The sequence below is a fragment of the Blastococcus sp. SYSU DS0533 genome (assembly GCF_054050775.1).
Map to the genome: position 1 here is coordinate 134,418 of NZ_JBJGZZ010000007.1, position 18,148 is coordinate 152,565.

Annotated in this window: 16 protein-coding genes; 4 read left to right on the forward strand and 12 right to left on the reverse strand. The window is 74.1% G+C overall.

Features of this window, described 5'->3' with window-relative positions; all coding sequences use genetic code 11:
* Positions 1-368: 368 nt before the first annotated feature.
* Positions 369-1,133: a transcriptional repressor LexA gene (lexA, locus tag ACI79W_RS11120; protein WP_456562142.1), complete on the forward strand. Its 765-nt coding sequence runs from the start codon at positions 369-371 to the stop codon at positions 1,131-1,133.
* A 63-nt stretch (positions 1,134-1,196) separates the two neighbouring features.
* Here the strand turns inward: lexA and ACI79W_RS11125 are convergent, their stop codons facing one another.
* From ACI79W_RS11125 to ACI79W_RS11145, 5 genes are all read right to left on the reverse strand, one after another.
* Positions 1,197-1,985 carry an enoyl-CoA hydratase/isomerase family protein gene (locus ACI79W_RS11125; protein WP_456562143.1) on the reverse strand — a complete coding sequence of 263 codons (789 nt, stop codon included), beginning with the start codon at positions 1,983-1,985 and terminating at the stop codon, positions 1,197-1,199.
* Entirely contained in the window at positions 1,982-3,811 is a 1,830-nt protein-coding gene (locus ACI79W_RS11130; RefSeq protein ID WP_456562144.1) for an ABC transporter permease, read from the reverse strand. The genes ACI79W_RS11125 and ACI79W_RS11130 overlap by 4 nt, the downstream gene beginning before the upstream one ends.
* Before the next feature lie 43 nt (positions 3,812-3,854).
* Entirely contained in the window at positions 3,855-4,946 is a 1,092-nt protein-coding gene (locus tag ACI79W_RS11135; RefSeq protein WP_456562145.1) for an extracellular solute-binding protein, read from the reverse strand.
* A 62-nt stretch (positions 4,947-5,008) separates the two neighbouring features.
* Entirely contained in the window at positions 5,009-6,157 is a 1,149-nt protein-coding gene (locus tag ACI79W_RS11140; RefSeq protein ID WP_456562146.1) for an ABC transporter ATP-binding protein, read from the reverse strand.
* Entirely contained in the window at positions 6,154-7,431 is a 1,278-nt protein-coding gene (locus ACI79W_RS11145) for a CaiB/BaiF CoA transferase family protein (RefSeq protein ID WP_456562147.1), read from the reverse strand. The genes ACI79W_RS11140 and ACI79W_RS11145 overlap by 4 nt, the downstream gene beginning before the upstream one ends.
* 110 nt (positions 7,432-7,541) lie before the next feature.
* On the opposite strand from ACI79W_RS11145, the gene ACI79W_RS11150 reads away from it, so the two are divergent.
* Positions 7,542-8,297 (forward strand): IclR family transcriptional regulator, encoded by a 756-nt coding sequence (locus ACI79W_RS11150; protein ID WP_456562148.1) that lies wholly within the window; start codon positions 7,542-7,544, stop codon positions 8,295-8,297.
* Positions 8,298-8,300: 3 nt separating this feature from the next.
* On the opposite strand, the gene ACI79W_RS11155 is transcribed toward ACI79W_RS11150, so the two are convergent.
* The 6 genes from ACI79W_RS11155 to ACI79W_RS11180 all read right to left on the reverse strand — a co-directional run bounded on the left by ACI79W_RS11155 (position 8,301) and on the right by ACI79W_RS11180 (position 14,203).
* Complete coding sequence (locus ACI79W_RS11155) at positions 8,301-9,356, reverse strand: hypothetical protein (RefSeq protein WP_456562149.1); 1,056 nt, start codon at positions 9,354-9,356, stop codon at positions 8,301-8,303.
* Positions 9,328-10,050: a phosphatase PAP2 family protein gene (locus ACI79W_RS11160; protein ID WP_456562150.1), complete on the reverse strand. Its 723-nt coding sequence runs from the start codon at positions 10,048-10,050 to the stop codon at positions 9,328-9,330. Before ACI79W_RS11160 ends, ACI79W_RS11155 begins: the two co-directional genes overlap by 29 nt.
* A gap of 56 nt (positions 10,051-10,106) precedes the next feature.
* Positions 10,107-11,570 carry a GTPase HflX gene (hflX, locus tag ACI79W_RS11165; RefSeq protein ID WP_456562151.1) on the reverse strand — a complete coding sequence of 488 codons (1,464 nt, stop codon included), beginning with the start codon at positions 11,568-11,570 and terminating at the stop codon, positions 10,107-10,109.
* 121 nt (positions 11,571-11,691) lie between these two features.
* The gene (gene dapF / locus ACI79W_RS11170; protein WP_456562152.1) at positions 11,692-12,564 is read right to left on the reverse strand and encodes a diaminopimelate epimerase; all 873 of its coding nucleotides are present in this window, start codon (positions 12,562-12,564) and stop codon (positions 11,692-11,694) included.
* A complete protein-coding gene (gene miaA / locus ACI79W_RS11175; RefSeq protein ID WP_456562153.1) occupies positions 12,561-13,481 on the reverse strand; it encodes a tRNA (adenosine(37)-N6)-dimethylallyltransferase MiaA in 921 nt (306 codons plus the stop codon). The genes dapF and miaA overlap by 4 nt, the downstream gene beginning before the upstream one ends.
* Positions 13,478-14,203 (reverse strand): hypothetical protein, encoded by a 726-nt coding sequence (locus ACI79W_RS11180; RefSeq protein ID WP_456562154.1) that lies wholly within the window; start codon positions 14,201-14,203, stop codon positions 13,478-13,480. The genes miaA and ACI79W_RS11180 overlap by 4 nt, the downstream gene beginning before the upstream one ends.
* A gap of 40 nt (positions 14,204-14,243) precedes the next feature.
* Here ACI79W_RS11180 and ACI79W_RS11185 point away from each other — a divergent pair, with 40 nt between their 5' ends.
* On the forward strand, positions 14,244-15,710 hold the full coding sequence (locus ACI79W_RS11185; protein ID WP_456562155.1) for a DUF349 domain-containing protein: 1,467 nt from the start codon (positions 14,244-14,246) through the stop codon (positions 15,708-15,710).
* A 51-nt stretch (positions 15,711-15,761) separates the two neighbouring features.
* Here ACI79W_RS11185 and miaB read toward each other — a convergent pair whose 3' ends face one another.
* Positions 15,762-17,243, reverse strand: coding sequence for a tRNA (N6-isopentenyl adenosine(37)-C2)-methylthiotransferase MiaB (gene miaB / locus ACI79W_RS11190; RefSeq protein ID WP_456562156.1), 1,482 nt, complete (start codon positions 17,241-17,243; stop codon positions 15,762-15,764).
* Between the two features lie 144 nt (positions 17,244-17,387).
* Between miaB and ACI79W_RS11195 the strand changes: the two genes are divergently transcribed.
* Entirely contained in the window at positions 17,388-18,143 is a 756-nt protein-coding gene (locus ACI79W_RS11195; protein ID WP_456562157.1) for an amino acid ABC transporter ATP-binding protein, read from the forward strand.
* Positions 18,144-18,148: the final 5 nt, after the last annotated feature.

The following is an 18,148-nucleotide window of genomic DNA, read 5'->3' on the forward strand; positions in this document are numbered from 1 at the left end:
GCCCGGCCGCCCCCCGGGGCGGACAGGGAGCCCGACTGGCTCCACGTACGCGCGGGGCGGCGGGAGCACCCGGAGGTGCCGCGCCGGCATCTCCGCAGCACCTCGCGGCGCGACGTCACCCGCCCCCTCCGGACGGACCCGCAGCGCGGTACCGCTGTTCATGTCTCCCACCCTCCCGACCGGTACCCCACCGGCCCGAACACCTGTTCGATTGGAACGCCGGTCCGATGTCTACCGGACGCCGCCGACAGAAGCGATGCGACACGGCTGATTTTCGAACGTGTGTTTGAACTGGACGGGGATCGGCGCTACGGTTCAGCGGACGGACGACGGGCGAGCGCTGCACGGGCAGCCGGCGAGGAGGAGACGTGGCGGACTCGAGCGGGACCTCCGGTAGCGGGCGCGGCACCCGTGGGGCGACCCCGGAGGCGGGCGGCACCGGGTCGGTGCGCGCCTTCCCCGACCGGACGGCCGACGGTGACGGGCTGACCCAGCGGCAGCGGCGGGTGCTCGAGGTGATCCGCGACTCGATCGACCGCCGGGGCTACCCGCCCTCGGTCCGGGAGATCGGCGAGGCCGTGGGGCTCTCGTCGGCCTCCTCGGTCGCCCACCAGCTCTCGGTCCTGCAGAAGAAGGGGTGGCTGCGACGCGACCCCAACCGCCCGCGCGCGCTCGACGTCCGGCTGCCCGGGGATGCCTCCCGCGGCACGGCCACCCTCGCCGAGCCGCCCGTCCTGGGCGAGGGCGAGCAGGCCTCCGCCCCCGCCTACGTCCCGCTCGTCGGGCGGATCGCCGCCGGCGGCCCGGTGCTGGCCGAGCAGGCGGTGGAGGACGTCTTCCCGCTCCCCCGCGAGCTCGTCGGCGAGGGGACGGTCTTCATGCTCAAGGTGGCCGGCGACTCGATGGTCGAGGCCGCGATCTGCGACGGCGACTGGGTCGTCGTCCGGCAGCAGCCGACCGCGGAGAACGGCGAGATCGTCGCCGCGATGATCGACGGCGAGGCGACGGTCAAGACCTACAAGCGCCGGGACGGCCACGTCTGGCTGCTGCCCCACAACCCGGCGTACCAGCCGATCCCGGGTGACGAGGCGACGATCCTCGGCCGGGTGGTCTCGGTCCTCCGCCGGGTCTGAACCACGACATCGGTGGTCGGCCGGACATCGTCCCGGCCGACCACCGACTCCGCCGCGCGGCGATCAGCGCCGCTGGTAGTCGCCGTCCCGCTTCTCGAAGAAGGCCCTCAGCGCCTCCTGGTGGTCCTCGGTGCGGAACATCTCGAGGAAGCGCTTGGTCTGCAGCGCCTGGCCCTGCGCGAAGTCCATCTCGAAGGCTCCCGTGACGGCCTCCTTCGTCGCCTCCACCGACAGCGGTGCGCGGGTGGCGATCCGCTGCGCCTTGGCGAGCGCGGCAGGCATCAGGTCCGCCGGCTCGTGCACCTCTGTGACCAGACCCCAGTTGAGCGCCTGCTGCGCGGTGTACCGGGCCCCGGTCAGCAGGATCTCCTTGGCCGGCCCCAGGCCGACGACGCGTGGCAGACGCCAGAAGCTCACGATGAGCCCGACGTTGACCCCGGCCGCCACGAAGAACGCCTCGGTGGAGGCGATGCGGATGTCGCAGCAGAGGGAGAACTCCAGGCCGCCGCCGATGGTCGCCCCGTTGATCGCGGCGATCACCGGGGCCCGGAAGTTCTGCACCCCGTTCAGCACCCGGCCGAACTCGGCCAGGTAGTCCTCGAGCTGCTCATCGCTCATGGACTGGTCCTCGCCGAGGTGGGCACCCGCGGTGAACGCCCGCCCCTCCCCCGTGATGACCAGGCAGCGCACCTGCTCGTCGGCATCCAGGATGTCCAGCGCCTTCATGAAGGAACGCCGGCTCTCCCAGCTGAAGGTGTTCGACGGCGGGCTGTCCAGGGTGAGGACGGCGATGTGCGGGGTCTCGTAGCGCAGGTGGACCCCGGGGCCGACGTCGGTCGTGGTCACGGTCATGCGGCTTCCTCCGAGGATGCGTGGGGGGCTGGGCGTGAGGTGGTCCGACGACGTCTGGATTCGCCGGGCCGGTGGTCGAGCAGTCGCATGGCGATGACCGCCACGACGATGTTGATCAGCAGGATGACCACCGAGAGGGCACCCACCCGCTGGTACAGCGACTCGTTCGAGAGGTTGTAGAGGACGGTGGCGATGGTCGGGTTCGCGCCGGTGTAGAGGAACACCGACATCTCCAGCTCCCGGAAGAGCAGGACGAAGTTGAGCAGGCCGGCCGCCAGGAGGGACGGGCGGAGCAACGGCACGGTGATGCGCCGCCAGGTGCGGGCCCACGAGGCGCCCAGGCTCCGCGACGCCTCCTCGACCTCGGCGCCGATCTGCCCCATGCCCGCGTGCACGTAGGCGAAGGTGAGCGGTAGCGCGCTGCCCACGTAGGCGATGAGGAGGATGGTGAGCGACCCGCCCAGACCGAACGGCGGCGCGGCGTAGGCGATGATCAGCCCGATGCCGAGGACGGCGCCCGGGAAGGCCAGCGGCGCCGCCATCGCCGGGGCGATCACCGCGTTGCTGCGCGCCCTGGTCCGGTGCACCAGCCACGAGGCGAGCAGCGCCAGCGCGAGCGCGAGCACCGTCGCCGCCACGGCGAGGAAGAAGCTGTTGCCCATGGCCGCCGTGATCAGCGGCTGGCTGAACACCTGCTCGTAGTTGCCGGTCAGCGTGAAGTTGTCCGCCCCGAACGGCCGGCCCAGGGCCTCGCGGAACGAGGTCGCCAGCAGGATGCCGAACGGCAGCACGATGCTGAGGACGACGACGAGCGTGCAGAAGGCCAGCCCCGCGACCCGGCCGGCAGGACCCAGTCGGGTCAGCTCCTGCCGTCCCGGCTTCCCCCCGATGACGGTGAACTTCTTGCCGCCGACCAGGCGCCGCTGGACGAGCAGCAGGCCCGCGATGATCACCAGGATCGGCACGGAGATGACTGCTGCCGCCTCGATCCGGGGAGGGAACTGCATGAGGCTCAGCAGGACGGTCGGGATCGTCTGGAAGCCGGTGGGCGCACCCAGGATGGCCACCGGTCCGAAGATCACCGCAGCGCTGACGAAGACGAGGATCGACCCGGCGATCAACGCCGGCGCGATGACCGGGAACGTCACCGTCCGCAGCACCCGCGCCCGGGAGGCACCCAGGCTCGCCGCCGCGTGCTCCAGCGCCGGGTCGATCCCCTCCAGGGCAGCCGACACCGGCAGGAAGACGAGGGGGTAGAGGAAGAGGGAGAGGACGAAGATGATCCCCCACGGGCTGAAGATGTCGAAAGGCGCGGTCTCCAGCCCGAACAGTGACATCAGGGTCGTGTTCAGCAGCCCGTTGCGCGGCCCGAGCAGCAGGATCCACCCCAGCGCCGCGATGAAGCTCGGCGCCGCGAAGGTGAGCACCGCCGTGCCGCGGAAGAAGCGCCGGAACGGCAGGTCCGTCCGCACGGCGAACCAGGCGACCGGGAGCCCGAGCAGCAGGCTGCCCACGACGGTGCCGGCGGCGATCCACAGCGAGTTGAGGATCGCCTGGACCAGGCGGGGTTCGCTGGCGAGCAGGCCGTAGTTCACGAGCGTGAACCCGCCGTCGTCGGCGACGAAGCTCTGGCCGAAGACCTGCGCCACGGGGTAGCCGATGAGCGCGACGATCGCGACCACCCACACCCAGCGCATGGAGCGCTCGAAGCCGGTGCCACGCCGCTGCGCCTGCCGCTGCCGGCGGGGCGCGACCCCGGTCTCCCGCGGGGCCCCCGCCGCGTCGGTGCCCGACGCGGCAGGGGCGGCGGAGCTGGTCAGCGCCATGACCGGCATCCCGGGGGCGCGGCGGAAGCGCTCGGTCGCCGGCTCATCGGTTGAACAGCTCGGCGAACCGCGCCACGACGTCCTCGCCGCGCTCCTCGATCTCCGACAGGTCCGCGGTCAGCAGCGTGGCGTCGGAGAGGTCGGCGCCGGACGGCGGCTGGGGACCGCCCTGGAGCACGCTGCGCCCGCCCTGGTCGGCGAGGGCCTGCTGGAAGTCCTCGCTCAGGTGGTACTGGACGAGCAGCTTCGCGGCGTTCGGGTGCGGCGCGTCGGCGAGCATCGCGAGCTCGGAGGCGAACGACGGCACGCCGTCCTCCATGAAGGCGATCTCGAGGGGCTCGCCCTCCTCCGCGGCGCTGATCACCGCCGACTCGATGGCCGGGATGCCGATGTCGGCCTCGCCCGTGAGCACCAGCTGGGCGAGGGCCAGGCTGCTGTCGGTGACGGCGACCTGCCGTTCGGCCAGCTGCCCCAGCCACTCCTCGCCGTAGAGACCCGTCAGCATCGTGTAGTAGGCCAGCGCCGTGCCCGACGCACCGGGGTCGGCGCTGATGATGGCGCCGTGGTCCTCGCTCGCCAGCTCCTCCCAGGTGGTGGGGAGGTCCGCCGGGTCGGTGTTGGCGGAGTTGTACATGATCCCCAGCGGGACGAGGCTGTAGGGCACCTGCGGGTTGTCCGGGTTGTCCAGGCCCTCGCTGATGTCACCGAGGTTGGGCACGTCGGCGTCGGTGATGACGCCTTCCTCCGCCCAGTCCTGCATCGTGCCGGGGTCGGTGAGGCTGACGACGTCGGCGTTGACCGAGCCGCTGGCCAGCTCCGCGGAGATGGAGTTGGCGATCGCCCCCGAGTCCTCCCGGGTGAAGGTGACCTGGATGCCGAACAGCTCCTGCATCCGCTGCTGGAGCAGCTCCAGCCCCGGACGGGTGTGCCCCCCGGCGTAGAGGACGACGCCGCCTTCCTCCTGCGCGGCCTCGACGAGCTCCTGGTCGATCCCCTCCACCGCGGCCGGCTCGCCGCCGGATCCGGCGTCCGACGCCGGAGTGGTCGAGCCGTTGCCGCAGGCGGCGACGAGCAGGACGGCCACGGGGACGGTCAGGCTGGTGAACAGGCGGCGCGCGGAGCAGTGGTTGAACACAGGGCCTCTTCTCGGGTGGGTGACGCTGTTCGGACGGGTTGGGTGCGAGGTCGCGGCGGCGCTCATGCCGCGGACCGGCCGGGGACGGGTGCCGGGACGGCGGGGACATGGCCGGTGGCGGTCGTCCCGGGGCGGTCGCCGAGCACTGCGGCGGCCCCGCGGTCGACGCCCAGCGACACGGGCTGGCCGGGCTGGAGCCGTCCGACGCTCGGACCGGTGGCCTTGATCGGCTCGCCGAGCCCGGGGAGTTCCACGGCGTACTGCACGTGATCGCCGAAGAACAGCGCCTCGCGGACCACGGCACCGGAGCCGTGGCCGGGGTCGGCCGGGGTGAGCCGCACGTCCCCCGGGCGCACGGAGACCATGACCGCCTGACCCTCTCCCAGCGGGCCGTCCGCCGGCTCCTCCGCCTCGACGGCGACGCCACCGGGGAGTTCGAGGGCGACCGATCCGCCGCCGGTCCCGCGGACGGTGGCCGGCAGCACGTTGGTCGCCCCCAGGGCGCGGGCGACGAACCCGGTGCGCGGCCGCCGGTAGACGTCCTCGGGGCTGCCGACCTGGACGATGCGGCCGTCGTGCATCACCACCAGCCGGTCGGCCAGCGACAGGGCCTCCGCCTGGTCGTGGGTGACGTAGACCATGGTCACGCCCAGCGACCGCTGGATCCGCTTCACCTCCGACCGCATCTCCTCCCGCAGCCGGGTGTCGAGGTTGGAGAGCGGCTCGTCGAGCAGGAGCAGCGCGGGGTCGTTGACCAGGGCCCGCGCCAGCGCGACGCGCTGCTGCTGACCGCCGGACAGCTGGTGGGCGTAGCGGTCGGCCAGACCGTCCAACTGGACCATCGCCAGCGCCTCGTCGGTCCGCCGCCGCACCTCCGCGCGGCCCACCTTCGCCGTCGTCGGCCCGTAGCCGACGTTCTCGCGCACGCTCAGGTGGGGCCACAGCGCGTAGCTCTGGAAGACGACCGACATCCGCCGGCGCTCCGGCGGCACGAAGGTGCGCCCACCGACCAGGACCTCGTCGCGGAGCCGGATCTCCCCGGCGTCCGGGCGCTCGAATCCGGCGATCATCCGCAGGCACGTGGTCTTGCCGCAGCCGCTGGGCCCCAGCAGCACGACGGCCTCGCCCTCCTCGATGGAGAGGTCGACCCCGTCGACGACACGGGCGGCGCCGAAGCTCTTGGTCAATCCGGACATCACGAGGTGGGTCACGCGGGTACCTCCGTCGGCTCGGGAGAGGGGGCCTCCGACGCGGTACCGGGGTGATCCCCCGCGGAGGTGGTCAGCAGCACGCCGTCGGCGAGCAGCTCGTCGATGTCGGAGGCGGACATGCCGGCCTCGACCAGGACCTCACGGCTGTGCTGACCGAGCAGCGGCGCCGGCCGGCGGATGGCGGCCGGGGTGCCGGACAGCTTCACCGGGGCTCCGATGTGGCGCACCGTGCCCATCCGGGGGTGCTCCGTCTCGACGACCATGTCGCGGGCCCGCACGTGGGGATCGGCGTAGACCTGCTCGATGTCGTAGAGCGGACCGCTGGGCACACCCGCGGTCTCCAGCAGCTCGAGCCACGCGGCGGTGGTGCGGGTGCGGAGCCTCGTCGCCAGTTCGCCCGCCAGTTCGATCCGGTGCGTCATGCGCCCCGGGTTGTCGGCGAAGCGGGGGTCCAGGGCCAGGGCCCGGCAGTCCAGCGCCTCGCACAACCGTTCCCAGTTGCGCTGGTTGGCCGCTCCGATGGCGATCCAGCCGTCGGCGGTCGGCAGCGCCTCGTAGGGCGCCGACAGGCGGTGCGCCGAGCCCATCGGACGGGCCACGTCGCCGAGACCGAAGAACATCGCCGTCTCCCAGACGGTGTAGGCGATCCCTGCTTCCAGCAGCGAGGTGTCGACGAACTGGCCCTCGCCCGTCCGCAGCCGGTGGATGTAGGCCGACAGCACCCCGTAGGCCGCGAAGACGCCCGCGTTGAGGTCGCAGATGGGCACCCCGACCTTGACCGGCGGGCGCCCGGGCTCACCCGTCATGCTCATCAGCCCGCTCATCGCCTGCGCCACCAGGTCGTAGCCGCCACGCCCGGCGTAGGGGCCGGTGGCGCCGAAACCCGAGATGGAGCAGTAGACGAGCCCTGGGTTCTCCGCCCGCAGCGCCGCCTGCCCCAGCCCGAGTCGGTCGAGGAGCCCGGGCCGGAAGTTCTCCACCAGCACGTCGGCGTCCCGTGCCAGCCGGCGGACGACCTCGGCCCCCCGCGGGTCCTTCAGGTCGACGGCCAGGCCCCGCTTGTTCCGGTTCATGGCGTTGAACGCCGGCGACGTCTCCACGTCGGGACCGCGCGACATGCGCCGCGTGTCGTCCCCGCCCTCGGGCCTCTCGATCTTGATCACATCGGCGCCCATGTCGGCCAGCAGCATCGAGCAGTACGCCCCCGCCATGACCTGGGTGAGGTCGAGGACCCGGACCCCTGCGAGGGCGCCCGGCTGGACGGGTTCGGACACGTGGTGCTCCCTGCTGTTGACGGTTGTGCCACTACGTGGCACGGTGAACCGCGTAGTGGCACGGTATGACGCGGGCCACAGTAGGGAGCAGGGGAGGTGACGTCAACCACATGAGATCGGTGTCCGTGGCGCTGGCCGTGCTCGAGGCCGTGTCGGAGCGCCAGCCCGTCGGGGTCAGCGAGCTCTCCCGGGCCATGAACCTGCCGAAGTCCACGACCCAGCGGATGCTGCTGACACTCGGGGAGCTGGGGTGGATCCGGGCAGGCGGGGAGGAGCCGACGCGCTGGTCGCTCACCGCGAAGGCGATGGCGATCGGCTCGCGCCACCGGGGGGACGAGGAGATCCGGCGCGTCGCGCTGCCGGCCATGCACCGGCTCTCCGCGGCGACCGGTGAGACGGTGCACCTGTCGGTCCCCGACGAACGGCGGATCGTCCTGCTGGAGAAGATCGAGGGCGTCCACCCTGTGCGGACCAACGCCGTCGTCGGGCACGGCGCGCCCATGCACACCACGGCGTCGGGCAAGGCGCTGCTCGCGGCCATGCCGGAGGCCCAGGCGGCGGCCCTGCTCCGGGCGGCGCCGCTGGAGGCCCTGACCTCGCACACGGACACCGACGCCGACGCGCTGCTGCGCGAGCTGGAGCAGGTGCGTCGGCAGGGTTACGCGGTCACCGTCGGCACGCGGCACCCGGACATCGCGGCCGTGGGTGCCGCGGTCCTCGGTGGGGCGGGGCGGCCGGTGGCGACCCTGAGCCTCTCGCTGCCGGCGCAACGGCTCCCCCGCCGCCTCTGGCCGGTCTACGGCGACCAGGTCGCCCGGGCCGCCGAGGAGTGCAGCCGGGAACTCGGCGGCGGACGCCCTGTCTGACGGTCAGGGCCGGCGGCGCAGCCGACCAGTCAGCCAGACGACGAGGGTGGCGACGGAGGCCGCGATCAGCGCCGCGGCGATCGGCGAGCGGTCCGAGCCGGTGGTCAGCTCGGCGAGGGAGGGCGGCGGCGCCCCGCCGGGCGCCGGGCTCGTGGCGGCGGCCGCGGCCGGCAGGGCCACCACGGTGACGGCGCTGGGCAGGCCCTCGCTGGCGACGACCAGCGCCTGGCTGTCGGCGGTGAAGCTGATGGCCTCGCCCTGCGGCGATTCCGGCAGCGCCACCCGGAGCGGCTCCCCGCTCAGGGCGCCGACCACGTCGGATCCCGTCAAGGGCCACACGTAGGCGTCGGTGTAGGTGCGCAGCGCCAGCGCGCTGCCGTCCGCCGCGACCGCGCCGCCGGTGACCAGGAGCTGCCCGGCCCGGCCCACGGGCCCGCCGGGTGTCCCGGTCAACGTGAGGTTCACCGAGGCCACCCGCTCCATCGGCACCGTGCCGCCGTCCACCAGTGGTACGGCGGGGCGGTAGACGCCGCTGGCCCCGAGGACCTCCTTGGTGACCAGGTAGGGCGTCCCGTCCGGCGCCAGCAGCAGCGCCTCGGCGTCGTGCGCCCCGTCGGGGTAGGTCAGCCGGTGCAGCGCGACCGTCCCGTCGGGCCGCAGGACGTGCAAGGCGACGGTCGGCCGGACGGAGCCGTTGTCGCCGATGTCGGCCACCCAGACGCTCCCGTCGGACGCCACGCCGAGGTCCTCGGGGTCGAAGGGGTCGGCCGCCGCGGTCTGGACGTCGACGACCGCGCACGAGGCGTCCAGCCCGTGCACGGCAACCTGCTCGCCGCCGTCGTTGAGCGCGAGCACCTGCTCCCCCACGACCACCAGCCCGGAGAGCTCCGCGAGCCGTGGATCGGTGATCGAGCACCGGATCTCCGGCGCGGGTGCCGGGGCCGCCTCGGCGAGCGCCGGGGCGGGAGCGAGCACGACCACGCCCCCCACCAGGGCGGTCGCGGCGACGGCCCGGCACGTCCGGGCGCGCTCAGGGACCGGGACGGCCTGCTCGGGCACGTACCCAGCGTGACAGAACCATCTCGTCCAGTGCATGAACCACGCCCAACAGGACGATCCCCACGGCGGCCCCGACCACCGCGTCGGTGACCCAGTGGAAGTCCAGCGACACCATGGCCACCCCGGTGGCGACCGGCCCGACGACGCTCAGCCACCAGAAGGTCCGCTGCACCGCGGGCGGCAGCCCGTACTCGACCGCCTGCCAGCGGGCCACGCCCCACATGAGCACCGCGTTGGCGACGTGACCCGAGGGGAACGAGACCCCGTCGGAGTGGAAGAAGTAGGAGCCGGGGAACGCCGGGGCCGTGCGCCCGAGCCCGTGCTTGAGGGCGTACACCCCCGCGGTCAGCACGCCCAGGGCCAGCAGCACCCGGACCGCGGGCAGCCAGGCCCCCCGTCGCCAGAAGAGGTAGCCGATCAGCCCGGCGAGCACGACGAGGATCGTCACGCGCCCGCCGAGCTGGGTCACCACCCACACCGCCGGGTACCCGGGCGTGTCCCGCAGCCCCCAGTCGCTGACGATCTCGGAGACCCGCAGGTCCAGCCTCTCGGACGGGCCGTGGGTCAGCAGGTCGGCCGAGACCAGAACCCCGACGAGCAGGGCCGCGGCGACCAGCCACCACGGCGGCCGGCCGACCCGGACGACCGGAACCGGGCGCGGTGGATCGGTCTCCCGCACCGCACCCCTGGTCACCCCGTCACGGTACCGGTCCGTGACCGGATCGTGATCTGTGACGGTCGGTGCCCCGCTCAGCCGACCGGGACGGCGAACTTCTCGAGCACCGCGGCCAGGGAGCCGTCGACCCGGGCGGTGAGACGGGTCCCACCGGCCTCGTGCAGCTCGCCGAGCACCTCGCCGTCGCGGTGCACCCGGGCCACCAGGTCGCCGCGCTCGTAGGGGACCAGCACGTCGACGTCGACGTCCGGGTGCGGCAGCCGCTCGGCCACCAGCCGGCGCAGGGTGTCGATCCCCAGCCCCGTGCGCGCGGACACCCAGACGGCACCCGGCAGGGCCTGCCGGAGCGTGAGGACGTCCTCCTCGCTCATCGCGTCGACCTTGTTGACGACGATCAGCTCCGGCACCGAGGCCGCGTCGATCTCGCCGAGCACGACCCGCACCGCGTCGATCTGCCCCAGCGGGTCCGGGTCGGAGCCGTCGACGACGTGGAGCAGCAGGTCGGCCGCGGCCACCTCCTCCAGCGTCGAGCGGAAGGCGTCGACGAGCTGGTGCGGCAGGTGGCGCACGAAGCCCACCGTGTCGGTCAGCGTGTACTCCCGGCCGTCGGGCGACTGGGCGCGGCGGACCGTCGGGTCGAGGGTGGCGAACAGCGCGTTCTCCACCAGCACCCCTGCGCCGGTCAGCTGGTTGAGCAGGCTGGACTTGCCGGCGTTGGTGTACCCCGCGATCGCCACGCTCGGGACGGCGTTGCGGCCGCGGCTGGCCCGCTGGGTCGCCCGCGCGGTCGCCATGCCGGCGATCTCCCGCCGCAGCTTGCTCACCCGGGCACGGATGCGCCGGCGGTCGGTCTCGATCTTCGTCTCACCCGGCCCGCGGGTACCGATGCCGCCACCGCCGGCGACCCGGCCACCGGCCTGGCGGGACATCGACTCACCCCAGCCGCGCAGCCGCGGCAGCATGTACTGCATCTGGGCGAGCTCGACCTGCGCCTTGCCCTCCCGGCTCGTCGCGTGCTGGGCGAAGATGTCGAGGATCAGCGCGGTCCGGTCGACCACCTTCACCTTCAGCACCTTCTCCAGCTGGTTCAGCTGGCCCGGGGTGAGCTCACCGTCGCAGATCACGGTGTCGGCGCCGGTCGCGGCCACGATGTCGCGGATCTCGGCGGCCTTGCCCGAGCCGACGTAGGTGGCGGCGTCGGGCTTGTCGCGGCGCTGGCTCACGGCCTCGAGCACCTGGGAGCCGGCCGTCTCGGCGAGGGCGGCGAGCTCGGCCAGCGAACGGTCGGCGTCGGCCTGGGTGCCCTCGGTCCACACCCCGACGAGCACGACGCGCTCGAGCCGCAGTTGCCGGTACTCGACCTCGGTGACGTCGGCGAGCTCGGTGGAGAGGCCGGCCACCCGGCGCAGGGCACCGCGCGCCTCGAGCGCGTAGGAGCCGGTGGTGTCGTCGGCCTCGTCCCACCGTCCGGCAGGGGCGGGGCGGGTCTCGAGGTCGGCCTGCTCGTCGACGGGCAGGGCATCGGGGGCGGTCGTCATCGTCTCCAGCGTGGCACGGTCCTTCGGCGAAAGCACCTGAGTTGTCATCGCCCGGTGCAACGCAGGGGAGGCCGGAAAGCATCCCCCCGCGCGGCTGCGCGGCCGGTGGCCTCCCCCGGTGTCAAAGCTGGAGCCACTCCGGGCAGAGCGCCCCGCCCGCGACCAGGACGGCCGGGCCGCTGAGCACCGTCGTCGCCCGGGTCACCCGCACCGACAGGCGGCCCCCGGGGACGTCGACGACGACCGTGCCCTCGCTCGCGCCCTCCGCCCGCAGCGCCGCGTAGGCCGCGGCGCACGCGCCGGTGCCGCACGAGCGCGTCTCCCCCACCCCGCGCTCGGAGACCCGCAACCGCACGTGGGCGCCCGGCTCGAGGACGTTGACCAGCTCGACGTTGACCCCCTCGGGGAACAGCGCCGGGTCGAACGCGGGCGCGCTGGTCAGGTCGAGCTGCTCGACGGGCACGTCGGTGAGGCAGGCCAGGTGGGGGTTGCCCATGCTGACCGCGACGCCGTCGAAGCTCCGGCCGCCGAGCTCCGCCCGACCCTCGCCGAAGGGGCGGGCCGGGCCCATGTCCACCCAGTAGCCGCCGTCGGCCCCGGCCCCGACCCGCCGGGCACCGCCGCGGGTACCCACCAGGATGCCGTCGGTACAGGCCCCCCGGTGGACCAGCCCCTCGGCGACCAGCGCATGCAGGAAGAGCCGGATGCCGTTCCCGCACATCTCGGCGTAGGAGCCGTCGGCGTTGCGGTGGTCCATGAACCACTCGCACCGGTCGAGGTCCTCGCCCAGCACGGCGGGCGCGTCGGGCACGTGCACGCTGCGGACCAGCCGCAGCACGCCGTCGCCACCCAGGCCGGCGCGGCGCTCGCACAGCCGCCGGACCGTCGCGACGTCCAGGCGGTCGCCCGCCCACACCTCGCCGTCGGGGTCGGGCAGCACGACGAAGTCGTTCTCGGTGCCGTGGCCGATCAGCACGCGGGGGGAGGAGCTCACCGGTCGATCGTATGCGCGGTGATCACCGCGGCCGCGGCGTCGGCCAGATCGGCCCGCCCGGCGTCGAGCCATGTCGTGCCGGCGTCCCGGCGGAACCAGGAGCGTTGCCGGCGGACGAACCGGCGGGTCGTGGTGACGGTGCGCTCGCGCGCCTCCTCGGCGGAGAGGACGCCGTCGAACTGCGCCAGCACCTGCGCGTAGCCGAGCGCGCGGGAGGCCGTGGGCCCCTCGCGGAGCCCGTCGGCGGCCAGCGCCGCCACCTCGTCGACGAAGCCCGCGGCCCACATGCGGTCGACCCGTGCGGCGACCCGGTCGTCGAGCTCGGCGGGCTCGCGGTCCAGCCCGAGCACCACCGCGGGGTAGTGCGGGCGCGGCTCGGGGAGCTGCGCGCGGAACGGTCCACCGGTCAGCTCGATCACCTCCAGCGCGCGCACGATCCGCCGGCCGTTGCTCGGCAGGACGGCGGCGGCGGCCGCGTGGTCGAGGGCAGCGAGCCGTGCGTGCAGGGCGCCCGGGCCGGCGGCGGCGAGCTCGGCCTCCAGCCGGGCGCGCACCGCCGGGTCGGTCCCCGGGAAGTCCAGCTCGTCGAGGACGGCGCGCACGTACAGCCCCGAACCGCCGACGAGCAGCGGCACCCTGCCGGCGGCCCGCAGACGGTCGATCTCGGCCCGCGCGCGGCGTCGGTACCCGGCCACCGACGCCGGTTCGCGCACGTGCCAGAGGTCGAGCAGGTGGTGCGGCACCCCGCCGCGCTCGGCGAGGTCGGGCTTGGCGGTGCCGATGTCCATGCCGCGGTAGAGCTGCATCGAGTCGGCGTTGACCACCTCACCGCCCAGCCGCCGGGCCAGCTCGACGGCGAGCGCGGTCTTGCCGGTGGCCGTCGGCCCGACGACCGCGACGACCGGCGGCGGCCTCACGCCACCACCCAGTCGGCCACCGGGTAGCCGACCCCGAACGGCGCGGCGTCGTGGCGCAGCCGGGCGGTGACCTGCCGGCCGGCGAACGCAGCTCCCACCGCGCGCCAGACCGGTACACCCGCGGCGAGCAGCCGCTCCCCGTCCGCCGGGTCCAGCGCCGCCAGCGCGGCGGCGTCCCCGGTGGCGAGGGCCGTGGCGACGGCGGCGTCGAACGGCTCGGCCGCCGGGTCCAGGTAGCCCGGGGCCTTGACGGTGCGCCGCGCCGAGCCGTCGCCCATCGCCAGGACACCGACGGGCGGCGGCAGGTCGCGGAGGAGCTGCCCCAGATCGGCCGGGCCGACGCCGACGCGGGTGCCCGCGAACGCCACCTGGTCGAGCAGCCAGCTACCCACCGCGTGCGCCGTCGGTAGCTGGTGCCCGCCCGGCCGCAGCCGGCCGTCGAACGGCAGCGCGAGGTCGACGCCGAAGCCGTGCAGGTCCCCGCCGTCCCCGGCACCGAACCGCTCCCCCGGCGCCGCGCCCGGGCCGACGACCACGACCACCTCGGGCCGGGCGCCGAGCAGCGCGGTGGCCGCCTCCACGCAGGCGGCCCGCAACGACGCTGTCTCCGGCGCGGGCCGCCCCTCCACCGCCGGGACCAGCAGGGGCGGGCACGGGCAGAACGCGACGGCGGCCGACGGACGGGGTGCCCGGGCCGGGACGCCACCGGGGAAGGAGGTCACGGCAGCAGTGTCGCCGATGCGACGTGGGACACTGCCCGACGTGTCGAGCACGGACGACCCCGGCAACGGGGTGCAGCAGGCCGCTCCGCCGATTGCGGAGACCCCCGAGACCCCCGCTCCCGAGGTGGCGACGCCGCCCGGCGGTTCGGACGCGGTGACCCCCGCGGCCGGTACGCCGGAGGCGCCGGCGCCCGCGGACGCGGCGCTCCCCGACCCCGCCGGGGAACCGGAACCGGCGGCGGTCCCGTCGCCGGCGCCCGCTCCCGCGCCGCCCGCCGCCCCGGTGGAGACCGTGGTCAGCGACCCGGCGCAGTGGGGCCGGGTCGACGAGGAGGGCACCGTCTTCGTGCGCACCGCCGACGGGGAGCGCGAGGTCGGGTCCTGGCAGGCCGGGGACGCCGAGGCGGGGCTGGCCCACTACGGCCGCCGCTACGACGACCTCGCCACCGAGGTGGCGCTGCTCGAGGCGCGGCTGAAGGCGCACACCGGCAACCCGGGCGAGATCAAGGCCAAGGCCGAGGCGCTGGCGGCGTCGATCCCGACCGCCGCCGCGGTCGGCGACCTGGAGGGGCTCGCCGCCCGGGCGCGCGCCATGGTGGCGACCGCCGAGACCGCCGCTGCGGAGTACCGCGCCGAGAAGGCCGCCGCCCGCGCGGCGCAGGTGGCGCGCAAGGAGGCGCTCGCGGCCGAGGCCGAGCAGATCGCCGCCGAGTCGACGTCCTGGAAGGCCGCCGGCGACCGCCTCAAGGCGATCGTCGAGGAGTGGAAGACCATCCGCGGCATCGACCGGAAGACCGATGACGCCCTGTGGCAGCGCTTCGCCGCCGCCCGCGACGCCTTCGGCCGCCGCCGCGGCGCCCACTTCGCGCAGCTCGACGCCCAGCGCGGCGAGGCCCGCGCGGCCAAGCAGGAGCTGATCAAGGAGGCGCAGCGGCTGTCGACGTCGACCGACTGGGGCGCCACCAGCGCCGCCATGCGCTCGCTGATGGACCGCTGGAAGGCGGTGCCGCGCACCGGGCGGGACGGCGACGACGACCTGTGGAAGCAGTTCCGCGCGGCCCAGGACGTCTTCTTCAGCGCCCGTGCCGAGCAGGACAAGGCGCGCGACGCCGAGCAGGTCGCCAACCAGCAGGCCAAGGAGGAGCTGCTGGCCGAGGCCGAGCAGCTCGACCCGGGCAAGGACCTGAGGGGCGCGCAGCACGCGCTGCGGAAGATCCAGGAGCGCTACGACGCGATCGGGCACGTGCCGCGCGCGGTCATGCGCCAGCTCGAGGACCGCATGATGGCCGTCGAGCAGAAGATCCGAGGCGCCGCCGACGCCGGCCGGGTGCGCACCGCCCCGGAGAACCCGATGGTCGCCTCCATGCGGGCCGCCGTCGCCAAGGCCGAGGAGCAGCTGGCCAAGGCCGAGGCCGCCGGTGACCGGCGCCGGATCGACGAGGCGCAGGCCAACCTGGCGACCCGCCGGGAGTGGCTCGCCGAGGCGGAGAAGTCCGCCCGCAGGTAGCGGCACGACGCAGCGAGGGCCCCCGTCCGGTGGACGGGGGCCCTCGGTGCGTCACGAGCAGCCGGCGCTGAGGGCCGGCAGCGGGGCGGGCACGCCGATCTGCGGCATGCCGAGCGAGACTCCCGGCGTCGCCGGCTTCCGCCCCGCCTCCGATGCGTCCCCGGCCTGCGTGCGCCGGTGGGACAGCAGCGGGCCGTCGGCGACCAGGTGGTGCGGCGCGGCCTGGGTGACGACGGTCTCCACGACGTCGCCGGGCCGCACCCCCTCGGCCGCCGTGAAGTGCACGAGGCGACCGTCGCGGGCCCGGCCGGAGAGCCGGCCGCGCGCGGCGTCCTTGCTGCCCTCGCCCGCGGCGACGAGCAGCTCCACCTGCCGGCCGACCAGCTCCCGGTTCTCGTCCCAGCTGATCTCGTCCTGCAGCGCGGTCAGCCGGAGGTAGCGCTCCTGCACGACCTCCTTGGGCAGCTGCCCGTCCATCTCGGCGGCCGGCGTCCCGGGGCGCTTGGAGTACTGGAAGGTGAAGGCGCTGGCGAAGCGGGCGCGCCGGACCACCTCCAGCGTCTGCTGGAAGTCCTCCTCGGTCTCCCCCGGGAACCCGACGATGATGTCCGTGGTGATCGCGGCGTCGGGCATAGCGGCGCGGACCCGGTCGATGATCCCCAGGTAGCGCTCCTGCCGGTAGGCGCGGCGCATCCGCTTGAGCACGTCGTCCGACCCCGACTGCAGCGGCATGTGCAGCTGGTGGCAGACCGCCGGCGTCTCGGCCATGGCGGCGATGACGTCGTCGGTGAACATCGCCGGGTGCGGGCTGGTGAAGCGGACCCGCTCCAGCCCCTGGATGCGGCCGGTGGCCCGCAGGAGGTCGGCGAACGCCCCGCGGTCGCCGAAGTCGCTGCCGTAGCTGTTCACGTTCTGGCCGAGCAGGGTCACCTCGAGCACGCCCTGGTCGACCAGCGCCTGCACCTCGGCCAGGATCTCGCCGGGGCGGCGGTCCTTCTCCTTGCCGCGCAGCGCCGGGACGATGCAGAACGTGCAGGTGTTGTTGCAGCCGACGCTGATCGACACCCAGCCCGAGTAGGCGGAGTCGCGCTTGGCCGGCAGCGTGGACGGGAAGACCTCGAGCGCCTCGACGATCTCCACCTGCGCCTCGGCGTTGTGCCGGGCCCGGTCGAGCAGGGCGGGCAGCGAGCCGACGTTGTGAGTCCCGAAGACGACGTCGACCCAGGGCGCGCGGCGCACGATCTCGCCGCGGTCCTTCTGCGCCAGGCAGCCGCCGACGGCGATCTGCATGCCGGGGCGGCCGTCCTTGACCGGGCGCAGGTGCCCGAGGTTGCCGTAGAGGCGGTTGTCGGCGTTCTCGCGCACCGCGCAGGTGTTGAGGACGACGACGTCGGCGTCGTCCCCCTCCGCGGCGGCGGTGTAGCCGGCTGCCTCGAGCAGCCCGGACAGCCGCTCGGAGTCGTGCACGTTCATCTGGCACCCGTACGTGCGCACCCGGTAGGTGCGGGCGGGGCTCTCGACAGGGCTCTCCATGACAGGAGCGAGGGTACGGCGCGGCGGCGACGCGCCCGCCGCAGCGAGCCGTGGTGCCCCGCACGGGGGAACGGGCGGCGTTCGTTACGCCTTCGTGATCCCACGGTGCGGGAACCGCGACCTCCCGCCCTTAGGGTCCCCAGGGTGACCAGCCGTCCCAACGGAGAGCCTCTCGTCCGCCTGTCCGGCGTCAACAAGTGGTTCGGCGACCTGCACGTCCTGCAGGACATCGACCTCGAGATCGCCCGCGGCGAGGTGGTCGTCGTCATCGGCCCGTCGGGGTCGGGGAAGTCGACCCTGTGCCGCGCGATCAACCGCCTCGAGTCGATCGAGAAGGGCGAGATCGTCATCGACGGCGAGCGGCTGCCCGAGGAGGGCAAGGAGCTCGCCCGCCTGCGCGCCGACGTCGGCATGGTGTTCCAGAGCTTCAACCTCTTCGCGCACAAGACGATCCTCGAGAACGTCACCCTCGGTCCGATCAAGGTGCGCAAGCGCCCCAAGGCCGACGCCGAGAAGCGGGCCCGCGAACTGCTCGACCGGGTGGGCGTCGGCGCGCAGGCCGACAAGTACCCGGCTCAGCTCTCCGGCGGCCAGCAGCAGCGGGTGGCGATCGCCCGGGCGCTGGCGATGGACCCCAAGGTCATGCTCTTCGACGAGCCGACGTCGGCGCTCGACCCCGAGATGATCAGCGAGGTCCTCGACGTCATGGTCGGGCTCGCGGCCGAGGGGATGACGATGATCGTCGTCACCCACGAGATGGGGTTCGCGCGGAAGGCGGCCAACCGCGTCGTCTTCATGGACGGGGGCCGCGTCGTGGAGTCCTCGGACCCCGAGACCTTCTTCCTCACCCCGAGCTCCGACCGGGCCAAGGACTTCCTGTCCAAGATCCTGAACCACTGACCGTT